Genomic DNA, 19,631 nt, shown 5'->3' with positions numbered 1-19,631 from the left:
CAATTGCGGCGAGCAAGAAACGAGTGAAGTCCTTACTACAAAGTGATTTTATACCACTTACACAAAAGCTGAATTTTTATGGGTGGTTAGCAAAGCGGTTATGCACCCGGCTTTTAACCGGTACCAGATAGGTTCAACTCCTATACCACCCACTCAATCGATTTTAGATTTTAGATTTTAGATTTTAGATTGAGGGATATCTGTGAGATTTTAGATTTTAGATGGAAGGGTAGATTGTTGCGGCTCTGCTGCGTTTATCTGCGTTCATCTGCGTTATCTGCAATTATCTGCGGTTAAAAATCAAAAACTTGGAAAGTGCGGCTGTGCGGACAGCAACTGGTTGGGAATACCAGCGTAGAGCGAAAGCTGTAGAGGTTCGACTCCTCCACTTTCCTTTTTAATCATTAGTCATTAGTCATTAGTCATCAATAACAGGCTAAGGACTAAAAACTCATGATTAAAAACCAAAAACAACTCTTAGAGAAGAATCAAATGTAATGTCACGCACCAAATTTGAACGGAACAAACCCCACGTCAATGTCGGTACGATCGGTCACGTTGACCACGGCAAAACAACCCTAACAGCGGCGATTACAATGACGCTGGCTGCACAGGGTCGGGCCAAGGCTAAAAAATACGATGAAATCGATGCTGCACCGGAAGAAAAACAGCGGGGAATCACGATTAATACGGCTCACGTTGAGTATGAAACTGGCGATCGCCATTACGCTCACGTTGATTGTCCGGGTCACGCTGATTACGTGAAAAACATGATCGTGGGTGCCGCTCAAATGGATGGTGCAATCCTCGTCGTGTCGGCCGCCGATGGGTCGATGCCTCAAACTCGCGAACATATCTTGTTAGCACGGCAAGTGGGAGTGCCGAAGTTGGTTGTCTTTTTAAACAAGAAAGATATGGTGGACGATGCGGAAATTTTGGAGTTAGTCGAGTTAGAAATTCGCGAACTTCTCAGTTCTTACGGTTTCCCGGGCGATGATATTCCAATTGTCGCAGGTTCGGCACTGAAAGCGCTCGAAAAGATGACTGCTAATCCGAAAATACATCGCGGCGAGGATGAGTGGGTTGATGGCATTTACAATTTGATGGATGCGGTAGATGACTGGATTTCTACGCCCGATCGCGATATTGACAAACCTTTCCTGATGGCTGTGGAAGATGTGTTCTCGATCAAAGGTCGGGGAACTGTCGCCACGGGCAAAATCGAGCGGGGTAAAATCAAAGTCGGCGATACTGTGGAATTGGTGGGAATCCAAAACACTCGCACGATAACTGTGATCGGTGTTGAAATGTTCCAGCAAATTCTGGATGAAGGAATGGCTGGAGATAATGTCGGTTTGTTGCTTCGCGGCATCCAAAAAGACGAAATTGAGCGGGGGATGGTGCTTGCTAAACCCGGTTCAATTCAACCTCACACTGAATTCGATTCTGAGGTTTACGTGCTGTCTGAAAAAGAAGGCGGCCGCCGCACTCCTTTCTTTGCGGGATATCGCCCTCAATTCTTCGTGCGGACAACGGATGTTACAGGTACGATCGCATCTTTTACCACTGATGACGGCAGCGCGATCAACATGGTAGTTCCGGGCGATCGGGTTAATATGACTGTGAAGTTGTTGCAGCCGATCGCGATCGAACAAAATATGCGTTTTGCCATCCGCGAAGGTAATCGCACTGTCGGCGCCGGTGTCGTCTCCCACATTCTCAAGTAGACGCTTCCGGAACCAATTAGAATCAGTAGGGTGGGCAAAAGTCCACCTTACTGATTATTTTTTATGTACAATTACTCATATTATTGTTCTGCTATGTACCAAAAATAAAGCTGTCATGATATTTCTTTTTCCTAGCGATTACTTCAATCCAAAACAGGTTGATGAGATGTACATTGAGCAAGCTGCATCGCTTAATAAAGCAGGATTCAACACTGCGGCTATCTGCTTAGAATCCTTGGGGGACAATTCACCTAAAATCAGCCCGCCGCTTCCCCCAAACTCAGAAGTAGTTTACAGAGGTTGGATGCTTTCACCCTCGGACTACGAACTGTTGGTTAATGCTGTAGAGAGCGCAGGAGCTTTTCCCTTTACCTCCCAAGCTGAGTATTTATTAACGCACTATCTGCCAAATTGGTATCCTGCGATCGCCGATTTAACCCCAGCAACTAAGTTTTACACCATTGATGATGATTTGGAAAGCGAATTGAGAACATTAGGCTGGGAAAGGTTTTTTATCAAAGATTACGTTAAGTCTCTCAAAACCTCAGGCGGTTCAATTATTGAACACCCATCAGAAATTAGAGCGATCGTTGCCGAAATGCAAAAGTTCCGAGGAACCATAGAAGGTGGGATTTGTGTGCGACTTGTCGAGGATTTTGTTGTAGAATCAGAGAAGCGTTACTTCGCTGTACGCGGCAAACTATTTGCTGCTTGTGAGGGCGAAGAAATCCCTGATATTGTGAGGGAATGTGCTGCCAGAATTTACAGCAAATTTTTCAGTGTGGATGCAGTAGAGCGCCAAGATGGAGTCAAGCGAATTGTCGAGATTGGAGATGGGCAAGTATCAGACTTGGTTGGATGGTCTGCCGAACGTTTTGCACAACTCTGGGGCAGATAAGGTAGGATCGGAAAGACTCATTATTTTATAATGTTGAGCATAGGCGATCGGTAGAATAAATTGTATACTGAAAAAATATGATTTAACTAACAGGGGTTAAATGCCTACCAACGCACAATAGAGGGGTTTGTATCGAATTGGCTACCAGTTGACGTATTTAATGTTTCAGCCCATTCACCTCATTTGCATTGACGATCGCACTCAAAATTTATTCATCTTGGCAGGAAATAACGAGGAAATCGAGTTGGAAATTACGCCGAATGGGGAGGTGCTGTAATGAGTCAAATTAACTACAGTGCAATGTCTTACCGAGAGTTAAGGCGGTACTTTCTTGACCACCGAGACGATCGAGCTGCTTTTCAAGCTTATCTAGCAAAACGTCGGGAACGATCGCCGAGAGTCATTACAACAGTTGACGATCCAGACTTCGATGTCAAAATTCAGACAGCAATTCGCCAGCAAATGGCACAGCATCAGAAGTAGCGCAGTACAGCGCCATAACACCGCATTGCAGCGAATAAACGAAAGCCGCTACTTAAGTTACTTGAGGTTGTAATGGCGCGATCGCACTTGCGTTAAATATTGACCCCGGGCGATCGCCACAAATTTATACAAAAATAGTTGAATTTTCAGAACAGTTGTGTTATAGTAGCCTAGATGCGGGAGTATAGCTCAGTTGGTTAGAGCAGGTGACTCTTAATCTCAAGGTCGAAGGTTCAAGTCCTTCTACTCCCATCCCAAATCCTGAAACCAAATTTATCGAAACTCACGAGTGCAATCAACTGCTGTAGAGGTTGGATGCGTCTGGGTATTTGCGTTGTGGGATTTTTAATGTCGATCGACAGATCCGATCTGTCGATCGATAAAAGTGCGATCGCCCAAGCTATTTTTAAACTGAATAACAACAGGAAATGGTGATTAGCTATGATGGCAAATCTCTCGGCGCGCTGCTATTCGGGCGATCGCGATTTAGAGGCGATCGCACATTTAATCAATACTTGCGAAGAAGTCGATCGGCTCGATGAAGGTACTTCCATCTCGGAATTGCAACAAGAATTTAACGCGCCATCCCTAGACAAAGCCCGCGATATCCGCCTTTGGGAAGATGCGGAGGGAAAATTAATCGGTTTTGCTCAGTTGTCGGTTTCTGAACCGGGCGAAGTAATTGACGGTTGGCTGTGGTTTCGCGTCCACCCAGACGCGCGCGGAGGTGATGTGGAAGCAGCGGCGATCGCCTGGGGTGAAGTGCGAATGCGCGAGGTGTCTGCGATGCGGGGCGGGCGCGTGAAGCTGCGAACCTACGCGCGCGCTGAGGATGGCGATCGCATTTCTGTGCTGGCAAGTTGCGGTTTTAAGGTCGATCGCTATTTTTACCGAATGGCGCGATCGCTCTCTGAACCGATCCCAGAACCGCACTTTCTCGAAGGTTTCGCCCTGCGTCAGTTCCCCGGCGAACAGGAGGCGGCAGCTTGGGTAGAAATGTTCAACCAGTCATTTATCGATCACTGGAATCATCACGATTTAACAGTGGATAAATTTAAGCACAAGTTAGCTAAACCCGATTACAGAAATGATTTAGACTTGATTGCTGTTGCTGATGACGGCACATTTGTCAGTTTTTGTTACTGCGAGATTAGTGTGGAAGAGTGCGATCGTACCGGGCGCAATGAAGGCTGGATTGCTTGTCTCGGCACTAGGCGCGGCTTCCGCAAAATGGGATTGGGACGAGCGATGTTGCTCGCTGGTTTGCATCGACTGAAAGCTGCCGGTGTGGCTACTGCTATTCTCGGCGTCGATGCTGAAAATTCCTCAGGTGCATTGCGTCTTTACGAGTCTGCTGGCTTCCACAATATTCGCAACAGCATTTCCTATGTTAAGGATGTTTAACCCATGTTACAGTTCGCGATCGCGCTTTGACCCAAGAAACCCGGTTTTTTACCTGATCTGCGGGTAGCAACGAAACATTTTCCGGAAAAAACCTGGTTTCTCGCCACTCGTGTAAGTTTTATCTAAAAAACTTTTGCTACCCCCTTGACACCTGTGTAGTATGTTTGTAGTATGTAAATATGGAAAGCGCAGGACAAGCAAAAACCTGTATTTTTCGTGCAAATTCTGAACGTTGACAACTAAATATTGCTCAAAATTTCAAGAAACATCAATTTGAAAGTCTTGCAATACAGACTCGATTGTCATGTTGTTACTTTATACGAAACTGTTCGGTTACAAACTGACTCGCCCCGAGTCAGATGTTGTACGAAATCAGTCTAATTTCAACGAATTTCATGCGGATTCAGAACAGACAAGCTCTGCCAGATTTCAATCAACCAAAAAGGCTGAGGAACTCCGCAAAATCAAACAAGCTTATCATTTAGAACGGCGCTTATTTTAGTAAAGATTATCATATTTCGTGAATCTTTACCGATACTGGCAATTTGCTAAATCTCACAAAAAGCCAAAGTCGAGAGCAGATAAGCTACCAATCCCAAATCCAAAATTGCTCTAGGAGGTATCGGTAATGGTTCACATTCGTTTTGAAGGACGTTCCTATGACTTGGCAGAAAACCAAGTGGGGATCGCGGCAGGAATGAGCGATCGAGCTATTAAAGAACGTCTGGCCAACCATTTTGATGTCAAGGGCGATCGCTTCGAGTCTTACGTGCTCGATCGGCGTCCCAGCGGCGATTTAATTGTCCGCCCAGAAGCCGTTTACGGCTAGAAATTCACTTTGATTCCGCGCCCCAATTCGAGAAGCCTACACACATTAGGGTTCTAGCTCTGAAAAGATTGCGGGTTCGAGTCCCGCTGAAGGCTTCGGCTTTTATGGTGGAATGGTAGACACACTAGAAACTGTCCAAAGCTTTTTATACTTGCGCGGAACAAAAATTTCATCAGCTATTAGGGGGCGCACCCCAACTAAAGAAGCTTACAAACTGGCAACGTTCGACTAAACATCGAATAGTAGGTTCGATTCCTACCTCGCCGCGAGGCGCAAAAAAAACAAAGCTTCTCTGACTTGTGCGCTGCCTCTTATACCTGAATTTTTTAGAGTTGAAAAACAGCTACACCGCACCCCAACAGTTGAAGCTTACACACTTTTTGGTCTTCTAAACCAAAGGTAATAGGTTCGACTCCTATCATCCCCGCCTCGGGGATGTAGCTCAACGGATAGAGCACATAATGTCAATAGCTTTAGCGACTTGTGCGGGGTATCTGTCAGGTAGTGAAAAAACACTTCGCGTCCTAACTGAGGAAGCTTACATACTAGCTCATGGTAGAGCAATTCCCTCTTAAGGAAAAGGTCGCGGGTTCAACTCCTGCGTATGAACAACGGCTTTCTTGACTTGCGCGAAGTGATTTTCACTATTATAAATAGTCACCATGATTTAGCAATTAGTCTCGATGTTTAAAAATCTTGTTCCGCGCCCTCACAAATGAAGCGAATACACACAATCCATCCGATTTGTCGCAGGTTCAAATCCTGCCAGTCCCTTAAAAGGGACTGTAGCTCAGGGGTAGAGCGTTCGGCCTGTCAAAACGCTTTGCTAACTTGCGCGGAACATCTCATATCAAATCAGGTTTCAATATCTCCTTTCTTAGTCTCTTAGAGAGAGACTTTGTTTGACTATTGATCTGTTTTAACCGAGTACGCAATGAATTTTTAACGCTAATTTAGTATCTTAGGCAAAGTTGACTTATGAGCGAACATCGCTTAGCTGAAAATGTCATTGAGCGGCCTCGTGGAGGGTTGAGAATCAGCTCAAGAAAGGTAAAAGGGCAAAAAACATCTCTGGTAAAACTAACTGAAGAAGCTACTACAGATGGACTGCTTAGCCCCTACTTAATTAAGCCTAGAAACAAGACAAAATGGTTTTCCGATTGTCTGGGCCCGCTGTACCAATGGCTGCAATCTCATGTAGGTCAGTATTGGGATGATGTTTACAGCAAACTGTGTCAAATTCTCGATATCACTACTTTATCCGGCCAACATATTCTCTCTCACGTATGGGGCTATGTGGAACGGAATGCTGTGTTAATTGATGGGGTTCCTTATCGAAAAAAACGTGGATTTTATGGTACAGATATTCCTCTTGGTTATTGGTACAAGCAACTTTATATCCATCCTGAGACTGGAATTCTTTGTTTAGCTAAGAGAATTCCGAAAGTACCTAAAAAAAAGCCAGATGATTTTGTATTCGTAGATGCTTATCATCATTATCGCAAAATAGATGATTTGTGGTATGCGTTCGAGCTAGCAGATATTGAACCCTTGGCAATAAACACAAATAAATCTTCTGTGAACCGGGAGAAGTACGTTGCGAGCAAACGTCAGTGCAACAAAAAACAAATTAAGTTAATTATGGAACAACTAGCTAAAACTAAGGACTGAAGTCCTGACTGCAAACGAAAGATGTGAAAGTGGTGAGGAAGGAGAATTAAATTATGAAAACTACAACTATAATTTACCGATCGCCCAAGGAGATAGACAGTCTGATTCATGCTTTCCAAGAATGCAGCTTGCCGCGAAGTCAATGGACGCACGAAGCGCATTTAACGGTTGCTCTGTGGTATCTGTTTTATGACTCCGAGCAAGAAGCAATCAATGCGATTCGCAATGGCATTAAACGTTACAACTCGGTTCAAGGAATTGAAACCACACAAAACAGCGGGTATCACGAAACGGTAACGCTATTTTGGGTGCGAAATGTTGGCCGATATCTCGCCGATGAAAGTCACAATCGCTCGATCGTACATCTGGCTAACGGTTTAATTGCAAAATATGCCGATTGCACTTTACCATTTCGCTATTACACCCGCGATCGCCTGATGTCCTGGGAAGCCAGAAATAGCTGGGTTGAACCCGATTTGAAGCCCCTCGAATCCGAAACAGCCAGGGATTTCAATCCATCGCGGAATGAGGCGATAAGCACAAAATATTAGTTAACAATCAAAATGGGAGATTGTACAATGAATATGAATGCAGCCGAGCGGGATTTACGTTTGGAAATGCTCAACAGTCTGCTCACCACTCCTCACCGTCTATTAGAAAAAGTAGCAGAAATTCACAAGTTAATTATCGAATTAGACCCAATTTTTTACGGTCATTTAGCAGTGTGGTATCAGCGTCACGGCGACGTGCGCGATCACAAGGAAGTTTTTGCCGGAAACTTGCTAACTTCGGCGCTGACGGAACACCGAGATGCCGGTTTTATGATGCTGCAAGAGTTCCCTCCCTACGAGGTTTCGCGGATTGTGGACTTTATGAAGCAGCACCAGAATAAGGTGCCCCGCAGCGCGCGTACTGCTGTCACTCGCTATCTGAAATCGCGGGAAAAGAATGCACAGTTTTTCGATCGTGCCGCCATCCGCAACCGCAAGGCGATGAAGCATTTGTACGCAACGCTGCACGTCAAGCCGAGCGATCGCGCTAACGCTATTCTGTTTAAAGACAATCCGCCGGAAGACTCTCTGGCATTCGTTTTGAAGCAGTTAGCAAAGGCGGCGACACCTGCGGAACAGGCGAATTTGATTGTGGAGTACAAGATTCCGTACACGATCGCAGTTGGTGCGATCAGACAGCTAACGCCAACGGTTTTGGCCGCGCTGATTAACTCGATGTCGCCGCAGGAAGTCATCAACAATTTGAAATCGATTCAGTCGCGCGGCGCGATGGATCACGCGGAAGTCAAGCAGTTGATTGACTCGAAGCTGGATGAAGCTGCAAAGTGCGATCGGGTTTCTGCTTACAAAGCGAGTGTTGCGGGCGCGGGCGCAAACTTCGACGCAGCAACGGCGGCGAAGCTGGAAGCGGTGACAAACGAACAGGTGAAGAAGCGGGGCAAGATTGTTAAAGCGACTGGTTTGTTGATTGACAAGTCGGGAAGCATGGAAAGTGCGATCGAAGTCGGGAAGCGTCTCGCTGCTTTGATTTCCGGCATTTCCGATGCTGCACTGTTCGTTTATGCCTTTGACACAATGCCGTATCCAGTGCAAGCAAACGGCAGCGAATTGACAGACTGGGAACGCGCTTTCAAGCACATTCGCGCTGGCGGCGGCACAAGTTGCGGTTGCGCAGTGGAAGCAATGCGAATTAAAAAGCAGGTTGTCGAGCAATTCATTATGGTAACAGATGAAGGCGAAAACACTGCACCTTATTTTGCAGATGCTTATCAGAAATACTGCCGCAGTTTGGGGGTGATTCCTGATGTTGTGATTGTGCGAGTTGGCGCTTGGTGCGAATATGTTCAGAAGCAATTGAAGGAGAAAAAAGTATCGGTAGAAACCTTTACGTTTGCGGGAGATTATTACTCCTTACCGAATTTAGTGCCGATGTTGAGTCGTCCTTCCCGACTAGAATTGTTGATGGAAGTTCTGGACACGCCGCTGCCGGTGAGGGATGATAAGTAAATTGTAGGGTGCGCCGTAGCGCACCTTACTTATTATATAGTTACAATTAGTACGGAGCTGAAGGACACACACTATGAAACTAGCTGAAGCTTTAATTTTAAGAGCTGACTGTCAAAAAAGAATGGAACAACTGCGATCCAGATTGACAAGAAGTGCTAAAGTACAGGAAGGAGAAGAACCTGCAGAAAATCCCCAAGCACTGATGAGCGAAATAGATGCTGGGGTGCAAGAGCTGGAAGACTTAATTAAAAAAATTAACAAAACTAATTCGCTGACAACTCTGGAAGATGGAGTGACTTTATCGGATGCTTTAGCCAAAAGAGATGCTCTCGGGCTTAAGCGTGGCATCTACAATTCTGTAGTTGACGCAAGCGCTTTGAGGCAAGACCGCTATACTCGATCGGAAGTCAAATTTTTCAGTACGATCGACGTTGGTGAACTGCAAACGCAAATGGATCGAATGTCTAGACAGTATCGGGAGTTAGATACTAAAATACAGCAAGCAAACTGGAATACTGAACTTATTGATTGAGCAAGTTGGTAGCCAAACCAATAGAAGCGAGCACAAAACCCTGCCAATTGGGTTAAGTTGGCACCAGCCTTTTAAGCTGGCATGAGGGGTCATGCTAAAACCTCACAAATTAAGCCCAGTATTGTTACAAGGGTACAGGGCATTGTTAAAGTTACTACCGCGTGCAGGTCTATTGATATTGGTGAGGGTGGGTTAGGGGTTTCTTGCTCAATTGCAAAAAATATTGGGAATTCCAGTATGATGTCAACTAAGATTACATACACTGAAGCTGAAGCAAATTTAAAAATCTGTGCGATCGCGCTGTTGAAACTGGGGAGGTAATAGTTATTACTAGACCGAACGGCAAAAATGCGGTTTTGATTTCTGAGGCAGAATTAGAAAGTTTGCTAGAAACGCTTTATTTGCTGAGGTCGCCTGCCAATGCAACTCGTTTGTTTACAGCATTAAAAAGAGCTAAAGCAAGAGTCATTCAACCTCAGACACTCGATGAAATTTGCAAAAAATTTGGCATTAATGAAGAGGATGATACTGAAAATGAGGTAGCGATCGCCAGTTAAACCATTGATGACCGAATCACAATCTTCCACTATACTCTAAACTTGGGAGGAGCAGTTGTTGACTTCAATATTAATCAAAGATTTAGAGGGATAATAAGTAAATTGTAGGGTGCGCACTGCGCACCTTACTTATTTTTAGGGTATCATAGACCTGACGGGGTTGTCACCCTGTCAGCTAGCGCTCAATATTTAAATGCTCTATCATTTTGGCAAACACCTAATGAGCAAAAAGAAACCTGAACCCAGACAAATAATTTATGAAAGTCCAAACCGTCACCCCTACGCAGCAAAGGTTGGAATCATCTTGGATAAAGGATATGAATTACCCTTTCAGGGTGAAGCGTGCCTTTTAGTTGATGATAAGTCTATTGTCCGTATATTACCATCACAAGATGTGAGCCAGTTGGGGAGTGAAAAGCCGCAAAAACTAGATGTATACGTGGAAGGATTTGCGACTGCGGGTGAAGCTGAACAGAAGGGATTAAAGCTCTCATTGGCTCTGCTATGGGCAGCCGTATCAAGGAAGCATCCACTTCGCCTTGATTATCATACTCCACGACCTTGTATGGTATACGATCGTACCAAAGAGAGCGGAAGTGGATGTATGGTAACGGCAAGTTTCACCGTGGTTATGAACAGCAGCAGAATGGTGCAGCTTGTCAAGGAGATATTTTCAGCTAATATTATTGATGTTGATGAAAAACTCTTAGTATCAATGGAGCTGTTTGCATCTGCCAGACTCGAAACTACTGAGCGTGCTCGATTTGTTGGACTGGTCTCTTCCCTTGAACCACTCGCCCAGCAAGAAGCTTATGAGAACGCAGAACTTAAAGAGTTAGTGAAGAGTTTTGTCGATCAATTAAAAACTACCTCTATTCCCGACGATATTAAATCGTCACTCATAGGTCGGATTAATGGCCTAAAGCAGGAATCAGTTTCTCGAGCGATTAGGCGCCTTGTCAAGGAACATTTTCCTGAAAATAAAGATGCAGTTTCTACGGTTGAAGAAGCTTATGACATTCGGAGCAAAATTTTGCATGAAGGTGCTTTTGATGCAGATTTGGCTCAAAAAAGCAACGAGATTGAGGATATTATTAGGCAAATCTACTCTCGCATCCTCAAATTAGAGTTGTATGTTCGGCCAAACCAATAAGCAAGCGAAAGTTATCTTATGTGGAGCAACTAGATCCCCTTGAGGCGGTGTTGGAGTTTCGAGAAAGAGTTAGAGAAAATTTAAGGGGAAGTTGAGATTTAATATCAATCTTTACTACCAAACATCTCCCTCAATATCCTCAAGCGACAACTTTTTACCTTTTTTAAATTATTCTCTACTTTGAGCAATAATTTCTTGTAATTCTGGATTAGCGATGGATGACACTAACTGGGAATCCGCAGCAGCCAAAGCCGCGCGCAACTTTTCCGAAGTGAGTGCAGGATATTTTTCTAACACCTGCTGTTCCGTCCATCCCGCAGCAAAGAGGCCCAGCAAGAATTCTACAGACAATCGAGTTTCTGGCGCTGCTGGTTGACTTGTTGAAGCTTTCGGGTTTGGATGAATGAGCTTTCGCCAGTCCATTGTTTTACTTAAACGATTGGGGAAGATTCCGCCGATTATACTGCATTTGGGTACAGTAAAAACACTGACCTCGTTGACTGACTTTGTAACAGTGCCACCGCAGGTCATACCATTTTAGATTTTAGATTTTGGATTTTAGATTGGGAATCACTGATGAGTTAAGGGTTTGGAGTTTGGCTAGAGTCACATTTTTTTTGAACTGGTGTCATTTCGCGGTTTTGCGATTAAATTGTTATTACGATCGCACTACAGCACTTTCTTATAGAGTAGAGTGATGGGGTAGCGACGGGGCGATCGCCCTTTTTCCTTTTGTCCGTTTAAATACCAAACCGCGTTAGCGAAGCCCTCGAAGAGGATCGTACTAAATCTCAACCCACTGTGTAACCCACGGTGTAGCCCACAATACAACTACTTTAACTTCTTAAAACTATGGGAAAAAAGTCGAAAGCCAAAAAATCCCAGGTCAAAAAACCCAGTTTGCTCTGCCAGCGACTGCAAGAAGCTCTCGATCGAGGCAGCAAAGTTTGGATTAAAACAAATAATAGCAGTTTCGGCGGCATCCCGATTAATCTGTTCGGGGAGTTTGCGGAACTTTTGGTAATAGTTCCCCCTCACGAACAGGCGGAAAATATCGATGCTTACGGACAAGTTACGTGGCTGATTCGAGTCTCTGATATTATTGCACTCGCTTACCCTACTGAATACTGGTCTAAAGATAGATTAGAAAGTTTGCTGCCACCTGATGCAGTTACTTCCGAAGTAGGAGATTCACTGTAAGGCGCGCAATGCGCACCCAACTTTTAGCGGAGTTGTATTTGGTAAGGTGCGCAATGCGCACCCTACATTTCCTATTTTTTAAGCGGTTTTACGAACGAAAATATACACCGCTCGGCTCAATTTTTATCAATTTAATTAGTTGTTGCAAGCTGAAAGTTGGACTTTACAGTTGCCGCCATCTAGTTCGCTGCAACCGGCGAGAGCTTGAGCTTCTGCTGCTGCTTTATCGTCGCCCCAGCCCGCACCTGCTCCTCCTTTGCCTACTGCGATCGCTCCACAATTATTGCTATTAGATGTCAGCGGTTCGCAGTCGTTAGCACCTTCGCTTTGTTCATTGCAGACGGCTACTGCTGCGTTTAGCGCTTCTTTCTCTGTAGCATGATCCCAACTAATACCAGTGGCGTCAGAAGTCGGAGAATAAGCAGTAGCTCCATAGGTGTCCTGAGCTTTAGCTACCTGGACTGAGCCAAAAAGAGGAAGTGTCAAAGCTGTCACTACAACCAACTTAGAAAAGAGCTTTTGCAGCATATTTACTTGAGAAATCTACAAGGTTAAATTTGGAGGTTCGCTCAATATTAGATTAGGATATTCATTCCTGTCAACACTCTTTACAAATATTTATATTAGTTAAATTAAAAGTGTGTTCTGTAAAAAAAAGTAAGATTACGGAGGTCAATTCAGTGGCAGATATCCGCAAAATCCTCAGCCAACTCGCGGCTAAAGAAGGGCAGCTACTCGATACCCAATTCCTAGCTCCCTGCGTGCGCGGGGGAAGCGTGCGGATAAGGGTTAGCTCAATGATTTATACTTTTCAACCGCAGCCGCGAAACTTTGAAGGATGGGCTATTTTTGAACCAATTAATGAGAAAATTGCTGCGGTGATTGAGGAGCCGAGTTTGCCGCAAGTGGCAGAGTATTTGCAACTGCTCGTACCCGTTCGCTTGCAGTTGGCTTGCGTGCTGCAAGGGCAAACTTGGCTGGCTTATCCTGTTAACGAATCTGATGCTAAACAGCGCACTGGTGTTGCGAAACCCGTACCAGTTCATTTAGTAACTGAAGGTTCGCAGTTTGAGCCGATTGTTGCGCGGTGGGACGGTCATTGTTTGTGGTTTGAAGAGATTGACAGGCGCGCCGCTCCGCTGCCGTCTGAGGAATTGAAAGCAGCTTTGAAAAAGTTGATTTTGCCTCAAGATGTTCGCTTTAAAGGGATGACGCCAGAAATGCGAACTGTTTACGGATTGGTGTCCCAAAATATTAAAGATTTCGATCCGAAAGTGCGGGAAGAAAAGCGCTTGCAGCGGGCGTTGAAAATGGGCGGCGGTGAATTGCGGGATTTTTTCGATCGCGAAAATTATTGGCTGGTTGAATGGACTAGCGGGAGTGGAGAACACCACACTTCTGCGATCGCCAAAAATGATTTGACAGTTATGAGTGCGGGCATTTGTCTCAGCGGATTGGACAAAGACTTCGACTTGCATTCATTGGTTGGAGTCGTCGAAAATCGATAATTCTTGATTACCATGAGTATATTTTTTCACGAACAACTTTACAGAAGTGCCGCAGTGATGTCGCTGGTAAAAAATTTCCCGGTAACGGTGTGCGGCGCGGGCGCTTTGGGTGCGAATATAACAGAAAGTCTGGCGCGATCGGGCTTTTGTCAGTTAAAAGTCATCGATCGCGATCGCATCGAAGAACGCAACCTTTCCACTCAACCCTATTATCGATCGGACATCGGCGCATTCAAAGCCAAAATTCTCGCCAACAACCTCTACCGTGCTTTGGGAGTCAGCATTGACGCTCACTCAAAAGAATTGACGCCTGCAAATGCCGATCGGCTGCTGGCCAACAGCGCCACAGTCATCGATACTTTTGATAACAGTATCGGCCGACAAGCAGTCAAGGATTACTGTGCCAGTGTCTCCCTTCCTTGCGTGCACGTCGGATTAGCTGCCGATTACTCCGAAATAATTTGGAACCAACACTATCGGGTTCCTTCAGCGGCGAATGATGACGTTTGCGATTACCCGCTGGCTAGAAACTTGGTAATGCTGACAGTTGCAGTTGCCTGCGAAGTAATTGTTACCTTTGCTGCTACCCAAGAGCAACAAAATTTAACTTGCACGATCGGAGATTTTGCCGTTAAGCCACTTATATTGTAGAATGTCGGTTGACTGTTGCCAGAAACCCGGTCGAGATTGGATGTGTCCATCCCAGAAACCCGGTTTCTCACTCTCAAACAATCGTCAAACTTGCAAAAAACGCTTGAAAATTTAACAGGGAAAGTATGGCAGGATCGCAGACTTTTTATTTTGTACTAGCAATTCTCGGTCTATTAGTTTTGACTGGCGCAAATGGAGCCAACTATGCAGCGGGCGACGCAGTTTGCCACACTAATGATTGCCATAGACCAGAGGTGAGACACCATAAAAGGATTTTAAAATGCGGCTCGAAAGGGCACGATGTGAAGAAACTGCAAAAGTTGTTGAACGCGCGGGGCTTGTCCCCACACCCGATCGTAATTGATGGCGTTTTCGGTCCGACAACCGAAAATGCAGTGAAAAGATTTCAGCGGCAAGCTCATATTCCTGTAGACGGAGTTGTGGGAGGCAAAACTTGGGACAGACTGTTTGCTAGTTCGTAACTTGAAGCACCGGACAACAAAGGTTCCTAAGTCAGTCGATTTTAGATTTTAGATTTTAGATTTTAGATTTACTCGATAACAGATGAATCTGGAAGCTTAAACTCTGTAATCTAATTTTTTTTCTCGACCCTCGATCGCCTCGGAAAGCAAGTACCTGTGTTTGGGTGGAGTCATCTTTGGTAATAATTAATCCCTGGATTTGTAGTTGCACATAAAGTAGATTTTGTGCAACTACAGATACCTAAATTGCCATCAAGAATCAATGGCTAACTAGATTGGTAATGAATGAAGTTTTAGATTTTTGGTTCGGTCGATCGCACTCTCCTGAGTTTGGCAAAGTCCAAAAGAAGTGGTTTGAAAAAAATGCGGATTTTGATGCAGAAGTGCGATCGCGCTTTCTGTCGCACTACGAACTAGCCGCCTCCGATCAACTCGACTCATGGCAAGATTCCCCCGAAAACTGCCTAGCATTAATTCTACTGCTCGATCAATTTCCGCGCAATATGTTTCGCGGAACACCTCAAGCATTCGCCACAGACAGCAAAGCTTTAGCCACCGCCGAATACGCTGTTAATCACAACTTCGATCGCGAATTGCTGACTGTACAAAAATTGTTTATTTATCTCCCTTTTCAACACAGCGAAAACTTAGAAAACCAGCAAAAATCAGTGGAACTATTTCGCCAACTCAGCGGCGAACCTGACAGCGATTCACTCATTGAATACGCGCAGCAGCATTTGAAAATAATCGAGCGTTTTGGGAGATTTCCCCACCGCAATCAAATTCTAGGACGCGAAACAACCCCGGAAGAAGCAGAGTTTCTTAGACAACCCGGTTCGGGATTTTAAAGCGCGATCGCAAAACCTCGATCGTTCTGATATATTCGAGGCTTGTAGAGGCAGTTTTAGGCCGCAATCACAACCAACAGCAGACAATCTCTCTACCAAACCCGCTGCAACCCAACGCATCTCAAATTGAATAGTGAAATTAGAAAAGAAGATAAATTCTTGATTCAACAAAAAGTATACGAGGGTGAAGAATTTATCGATCGCCCAATCGTCACCCCCGATACTGCACCCGATAAATCCGGTTATTCGCTTCCTCAGTAAACAGCAAACTCCCGTCAGGTAAAACCAGCAAACCAACAGGCCGCCCCCAAGTTTTCGGGCCCGACGGATCTGTCAGAAAACCAGTTAGAAAATCCTCATAATAACCTTGAGGGCGTCCGTTCGCCGCATTAAAAGGTACAAACACAATTTTATAACCAGTTCCAGAGTTCCGGTTCCAACTGCCGCGAAACGCCACAAACGCCCCGTTCAGGAATCTTTTGGGAAACGTTTTGCCGTCGTAAAACTGAAGCCCCAAAGCCGCCGAATGCGCCTGAAACAGCACGTCCGGCATTAATGTTTTAGCCGCTAAATCAGGTCGCTCGCTCGTACCGTTTCGGACGTGGCGCGGGTCGAGCAAATTCGGCTTAAAATAAGCGTAAGGCCAGCCGTAAAATTCCCCTTGACGAATTCTTGTCAAGTAATCCGGCACCAAATCATCTCCCAAACCGTCGCGTTCGTTGATTGTCGCGTAGAGTTGATTGGTTTTTGGGTGAAAATCCAATCCCACCGGATTTCGCAAACCGGAAGCAAAAATTTGCGGGTTCTTGCCGTCCAAATTCATCACTTGAACAGACGCCCTCGGCAGCGGTTCGACATTTGCATTAGACTGCGATCCAACTGATACGAAAAGCTTGCTATTATCTGGGGAAACGACAACATTCCGCGTCCAGTGTTGGTTATAGCCGCCGCCCGGTAAATCGGCAATTTTTTGACCGCTACCTGTCAATTGTTCCTGCCCTTTTGTGTAGGGAAATCGGCGGACTTCATCGGTATTTCCGAGGAAAAAATAGCGATCGGCAAAAGCCATGCCAAAGGGAATATTTAACCCGTTTTGGGTACTTGCAAAAGTTTTGCGAACCTCAGCAACGCCGTCGCCGTTGCCATCCCGCAGCAGCGTAATCCGATTCTGCCGGGTTTCTGTTACCAAAACATCGCCTGTGGGCGTCAAAGCCAGCCATCGGGGAGCGTCTACATTCTCAGCAAAAACGTTGACGACAAAGCCAGGAGGCACTCGCAGCACTGGCGATGCGGGAATCGGTACTACTTGAGGGGATTTCGAGGCGCTTTCGCTGGCGAAAGGCTGCGGCAAAGAAGTTGCAACAATGCGGATTGGCTGTGGCGAAAGCGGTTTGGTCGGTACAATTTGACTTGTCCCAACCTTTGTCAGCGGTGCAGGGGAGGGAATTTGCGACAGGGGGCCGTTGCCGCTAACAGCAGGGGCGATCGCATCTGTAGCCCGATCGCACGCAATCAGCGGCAGCAGCAGAATTAGCAGCAAGAAACGCAGGTAATACATAGCAGCTATTTCTCAACAATTGCTGGACAATTCTATTATTCTAACTGTTATTAAACAGCGAAGCCACCGCGCACGCGGTGGCTTAATTTTGCGTACTCATACCAGTTGCAAAAAAGAATGCAACTGTAGGCCCGCGATCCAAACCTTGAGCTTCATCAGTCAATAGATTTTAGATTTTAGATTTTAGATTTTAGATTGAAGAAAGCGACCCCACTGATAAATCCGGTGGCTTGCGAATTGCTTTTGATCGTTCGCAATTCTCTAATCGAAAATCTAAAATGGTATAACCTAGCTCTACCAAAGTCCTCTCACAGGAGCCGGAGCCGGAGCCGGAATCGGACGGGGAGCCGGAATCGGAGCCGGAGCCGGACGCGGAATCGGAGCCGGACGCGGTACCGGTGCTGGGGCCGGACGCGGTGCCGGTGCTGGGGTTGGGGGACGAACAACCGTTGTGGCTACCACGTCATAATCGGGGATCACCGCGATATTTTGTATCTGAGATCCGGCGACGGTGGCTCTGACTTTCATTCCCGGTACGAGGCCAATAATTCTCAGGACGCATCTTTGAATCCTGAGAGTCCTGTACGGCGCGTTTTCTTCGCGAATTGTTACTACGTCGCCGACAATACTTTTGACAAAACCGATAATGGTTCGAGTGTTTGCTGTTGTGGTGGTCTGCGTTTGGGCTATTTCAGTTGCAGGGTTAGCCATCGCAGGATGCACGGAAACGGCCGAAATTAGCACGGACAGGGTTGCACCTGTCAATAATTTGATTTTCTGAAGACGCATTGAAACCTCACATTAACTGCTATTGAGGGTCGGGTTTGCTTCCGCTGCGCGAAAGTCCCAACCTCTAGACCTTATCTAGTTTAATCCCCAGAGTAGGAAATTTATGACAATCTCAAAAAAAGATTATCGAACAAGTATTAAAAGACTAAATTATACATTATAAGTTCCCGGTTTACAACAAGTTCAGCGGTTCGCAACTCTAGAGTGTTGGCGTGATATATTGAGTTTGTTCGATCGAGCGTTGCAGTTGTTTTAAGCCAACCTAACTGTTACTGCTGGGCGGGCAAATCTCCCAAAAGACAGATTGTGCTTCCTGGATGCAGCAGCCCCATAGTTTCAATTCTCGATCGCCAGCCGGCCATTGCTAAAAAATCAAATTAGTCGGAGGTAAAATTTGATCGTTTTCTTGCATAATTTACGCATAAACCGGGTTTTTTCACGAAAATCTCTCACAGATCTCCACTGATCCCCTTATATAAACCCAGTTTTTTTGGTATTATTGTCTAAGCTTTGTATTGAGTTACAAGTTATCAGTTGTGGAATATAAGCTAAAAAATGCGTAGCATTGGCAGTGAAAAAGCCATCTCAAAACTTTAGTGAGCGGGTGCAGTTTGCGGATAATTACATAGGAACTTTGTAGGAACTGCTGGTGAGGAGTGTAGCGAACAAAAAAATGGTGAACAGGAAATTTTTATTTAACCAGCTAATTGTGCTGAGCTTGAGTGCAGCGGCGCTGTCGGTCGCCCTACAGCAGCAGGCGACTGCCGAACTGATGCCTAATTCAAGTTATAGTGCGATCGCAGCGGAGTCGGTCAAGTCCGATCGCAAATTGCCGAATCTCGGAGCACCAGAATTGCCGCCATTGGGAGAACCATTTCGGCATATTCCACAGGAACCCAAACCTCCGGTAACTCCAATTGAAGAAGTGCGTTTAGTGCTGAAATTGCGAGAACGCCGCGTCTATCTTTACCGACAAGATAAGGTGCAAGCCAGTTTTCCGGTTGCTGTCGGAAAAGGCGGCTGGGAAACTCCTACAGGCAATTTTAAAGTTATCCAAATGATCAAAGATCCAGTTTGGCAAAATCCTTGGACAGGAGAACTTATTCCTGCTGGGCCGGACAATCCATTAGGGAGTAGGTGGATGGGGTTTTGGACGGATGGCAAGAATGTGATTGGTTTTCACGGTACTCCGAATCCAGAGTCGATCGGCGGGGCGGCTTCTCACGGCTGCGTCAGAATGTTTGATAAAGACGCACAGGCTTTATTTGAGAAAGTCGCAGTTGGAACGCCGGTGATAGTTGAGCATTAATTATTAGGAGGTTG

Annotated in this window: 23 protein-coding genes and 3 tRNA genes; 22 read left to right on the top strand and 4 right to left on the bottom strand. The window is 45.5% G+C overall.

The window, feature by feature from the left end:
- The first annotated feature begins 80 nt into the window (after positions 1-80).
- The 16 genes from QUA54_RS07555 to QUA54_RS07485 all read left to right on the top strand — a co-directional run bounded on the left by QUA54_RS07555 (position 81) and on the right by QUA54_RS07485 (position 11,272).
- A tRNA-Lys gene (locus tag QUA54_RS07555) sits at positions 81-152 on the top strand.
- 345 nt (positions 153-497) lie between these two features.
- On the top strand, positions 498-1,727 hold the full coding sequence (gene tuf, locus QUA54_RS07550) for an elongation factor Tu (protein ID WP_333414035.1): 1,230 nt from the start codon (positions 498-500) through the stop codon (positions 1,725-1,727).
- A gap of 115 nt (positions 1,728-1,842) precedes the next feature.
- On the top strand, positions 1,843-2,625 hold the full coding sequence (locus tag QUA54_RS07545; protein WP_333414034.1) for an ATP-grasp domain-containing protein: 783 nt from the start codon (positions 1,843-1,845) through the stop codon (positions 2,623-2,625).
- A gap of 127 nt (positions 2,626-2,752) precedes the next feature.
- Positions 2,753-2,902, top strand: coding sequence for a DUF6888 family protein (locus QUA54_RS34415; protein WP_445301535.1), 150 nt, complete (start codon positions 2,753-2,755; stop codon positions 2,900-2,902).
- Positions 2,902-3,108 carry a DUF6887 family protein gene (locus tag QUA54_RS07540; protein WP_333414033.1) on the top strand — a complete coding sequence of 69 codons (207 nt, stop codon included), beginning with the start codon at positions 2,902-2,904 and terminating at the stop codon, positions 3,106-3,108. Before QUA54_RS34415 ends, QUA54_RS07540 begins: the two co-directional genes overlap by 1 nt.
- Positions 3,109-3,286: 178 nt before the next feature.
- Positions 3,287-3,360, top strand: a tRNA-Lys gene (locus QUA54_RS07535).
- A gap of 189 nt (positions 3,361-3,549) precedes the next feature.
- Positions 3,550-4,512, top strand: coding sequence for a GNAT family N-acetyltransferase (locus QUA54_RS07530; protein WP_333414032.1), 963 nt, complete (start codon positions 3,550-3,552; stop codon positions 4,510-4,512).
- A 304-nt stretch (positions 4,513-4,816) separates the two neighbouring features.
- The gene (locus QUA54_RS07525; protein WP_333186638.1) at positions 4,817-5,014 is read left to right on the top strand and encodes a radical SAM protein; all 198 of its coding nucleotides are present in this window, start codon (positions 4,817-4,819) and stop codon (positions 5,012-5,014) included.
- Positions 5,015-5,140: 126 nt separating this feature from the next.
- Positions 5,141-5,341, top strand: coding sequence for a hypothetical protein (locus QUA54_RS07520; protein WP_172191997.1), 201 nt, complete (start codon positions 5,141-5,143; stop codon positions 5,339-5,341).
- 539 nt (positions 5,342-5,880) lie between these two features.
- A tRNA-Lys gene (locus QUA54_RS07515) sits at positions 5,881-5,948 on the top strand.
- Positions 5,949-6,319: 371 nt separating this feature from the next.
- Positions 6,320-7,012 carry a hypothetical protein gene (locus tag QUA54_RS07510; protein WP_333414031.1) on the top strand — a complete coding sequence of 231 codons (693 nt, stop codon included), beginning with the start codon at positions 6,320-6,322 and terminating at the stop codon, positions 7,010-7,012.
- Between the two features lie 53 nt (positions 7,013-7,065).
- A complete protein-coding gene (locus QUA54_RS07505) occupies positions 7,066-7,563 on the top strand; it encodes a hypothetical protein (protein WP_333414030.1) in 498 nt (165 codons plus the stop codon).
- A 27-nt stretch (positions 7,564-7,590) separates the two neighbouring features.
- A complete protein-coding gene (locus QUA54_RS07500; protein ID WP_333414058.1) occupies positions 7,591-9,030 on the top strand; it encodes a hypothetical protein in 1,440 nt (479 codons plus the stop codon).
- 73 nt (positions 9,031-9,103) lie between these two features.
- Positions 9,104-9,562 carry a DIP1984 family protein gene (locus QUA54_RS07495; protein ID WP_333414029.1) on the top strand — a complete coding sequence of 153 codons (459 nt, stop codon included), beginning with the start codon at positions 9,104-9,106 and terminating at the stop codon, positions 9,560-9,562.
- 287 nt (positions 9,563-9,849) lie between these two features.
- Positions 9,850-10,119: a type II toxin-antitoxin system prevent-host-death family antitoxin gene (locus tag QUA54_RS07490; RefSeq protein ID WP_333414057.1), complete on the top strand. Its 270-nt coding sequence runs from the start codon at positions 9,850-9,852 to the stop codon at positions 10,117-10,119.
- A 220-nt stretch (positions 10,120-10,339) separates the two neighbouring features.
- Positions 10,340-11,272 (top strand): hypothetical protein, encoded by a 933-nt coding sequence (locus QUA54_RS07485; RefSeq protein ID WP_333200851.1) that lies wholly within the window; start codon positions 10,340-10,342, stop codon positions 11,270-11,272.
- A gap of 168 nt (positions 11,273-11,440) precedes the next feature.
- Here the strand turns inward: QUA54_RS07485 and QUA54_RS07480 are convergent, their stop codons facing one another.
- Positions 11,441-11,695, bottom strand: coding sequence for a DUF433 domain-containing protein (locus tag QUA54_RS07480; protein ID WP_333200853.1), 255 nt, complete (start codon positions 11,693-11,695; stop codon positions 11,441-11,443).
- A gap of 429 nt (positions 11,696-12,124) precedes the next feature.
- Here QUA54_RS07480 and QUA54_RS07475 point away from each other — a divergent pair, with 429 nt between their 5' ends.
- The gene (locus tag QUA54_RS07475; protein ID WP_172192009.1) at positions 12,125-12,472 is read left to right on the top strand and encodes a hypothetical protein; all 348 of its coding nucleotides are present in this window, start codon (positions 12,125-12,127) and stop codon (positions 12,470-12,472) included.
- A 135-nt stretch (positions 12,473-12,607) separates the two neighbouring features.
- Here QUA54_RS07475 and QUA54_RS07470 read toward each other — a convergent pair whose 3' ends face one another.
- Positions 12,608-13,000 (bottom strand): DUF4189 domain-containing protein, encoded by a 393-nt coding sequence (locus QUA54_RS07470; RefSeq protein ID WP_172192011.1) that lies wholly within the window; start codon positions 12,998-13,000, stop codon positions 12,608-12,610.
- A 152-nt stretch (positions 13,001-13,152) separates the two neighbouring features.
- Here QUA54_RS07470 and QUA54_RS07465 point away from each other — a divergent pair, with 152 nt between their 5' ends.
- From QUA54_RS07465 to QUA54_RS07450, 4 genes are all read left to right on the top strand, one after another.
- Entirely contained in the window at positions 13,153-13,980 is an 828-nt protein-coding gene (locus tag QUA54_RS07465) for a hypothetical protein (protein ID WP_333200856.1), read from the top strand.
- A gap of 12 nt (positions 13,981-13,992) precedes the next feature.
- Positions 13,993-14,631 (top strand): ThiF family adenylyltransferase, encoded by a 639-nt coding sequence (locus tag QUA54_RS07460; protein WP_333414028.1) that lies wholly within the window; start codon positions 13,993-13,995, stop codon positions 14,629-14,631.
- A gap of 125 nt (positions 14,632-14,756) precedes the next feature.
- Positions 14,757-15,113, top strand: a complete 357-nt coding sequence (locus QUA54_RS07455; protein WP_172192017.1) for a peptidoglycan-binding domain-containing protein — start codon at positions 14,757-14,759, stop codon at positions 15,111-15,113.
- Between the two features lie 281 nt (positions 15,114-15,394).
- On the top strand, positions 15,395-15,961 hold the full coding sequence (locus QUA54_RS07450) for a DUF924 family protein (protein WP_333414027.1): 567 nt from the start codon (positions 15,395-15,397) through the stop codon (positions 15,959-15,961).
- A gap of 211 nt (positions 15,962-16,172) precedes the next feature.
- On the opposite strand, the gene QUA54_RS07445 is transcribed toward QUA54_RS07450, so the two are convergent.
- Positions 16,173-17,519, bottom strand: a complete 1,347-nt coding sequence (locus QUA54_RS07445; RefSeq protein ID WP_333414026.1) for a sorbosone dehydrogenase family protein — start codon at positions 17,517-17,519, stop codon at positions 16,173-16,175.
- A 294-nt stretch (positions 17,520-17,813) separates the two neighbouring features.
- Entirely contained in the window at positions 17,814-18,308 is a 495-nt protein-coding gene (locus tag QUA54_RS07440) for an autotransporter (protein WP_333414025.1), read from the bottom strand.
- 673 nt (positions 18,309-18,981) lie between these two features.
- Here QUA54_RS07440 and QUA54_RS07435 point away from each other — a divergent pair.
- Complete coding sequence (locus QUA54_RS07435; RefSeq protein WP_333414024.1) at positions 18,982-19,617, top strand: L,D-transpeptidase; 636 nt, start codon at positions 18,982-18,984, stop codon at positions 19,615-19,617.
- The last annotated feature ends 14 nt before the right edge of the window (positions 19,618-19,631 follow it).

Origin of the sequence: Microcoleus sp. MOSTC5 (assembly GCF_036701825.1) — a bacterium.
GTDB lineage: Bacteria > Cyanobacteriota > Cyanobacteriia > Cyanobacteriales > Microcoleaceae > Microcoleus > Microcoleus asticus.
This window is presented reverse-complemented; position numbering and strand designations above follow the sequence as displayed.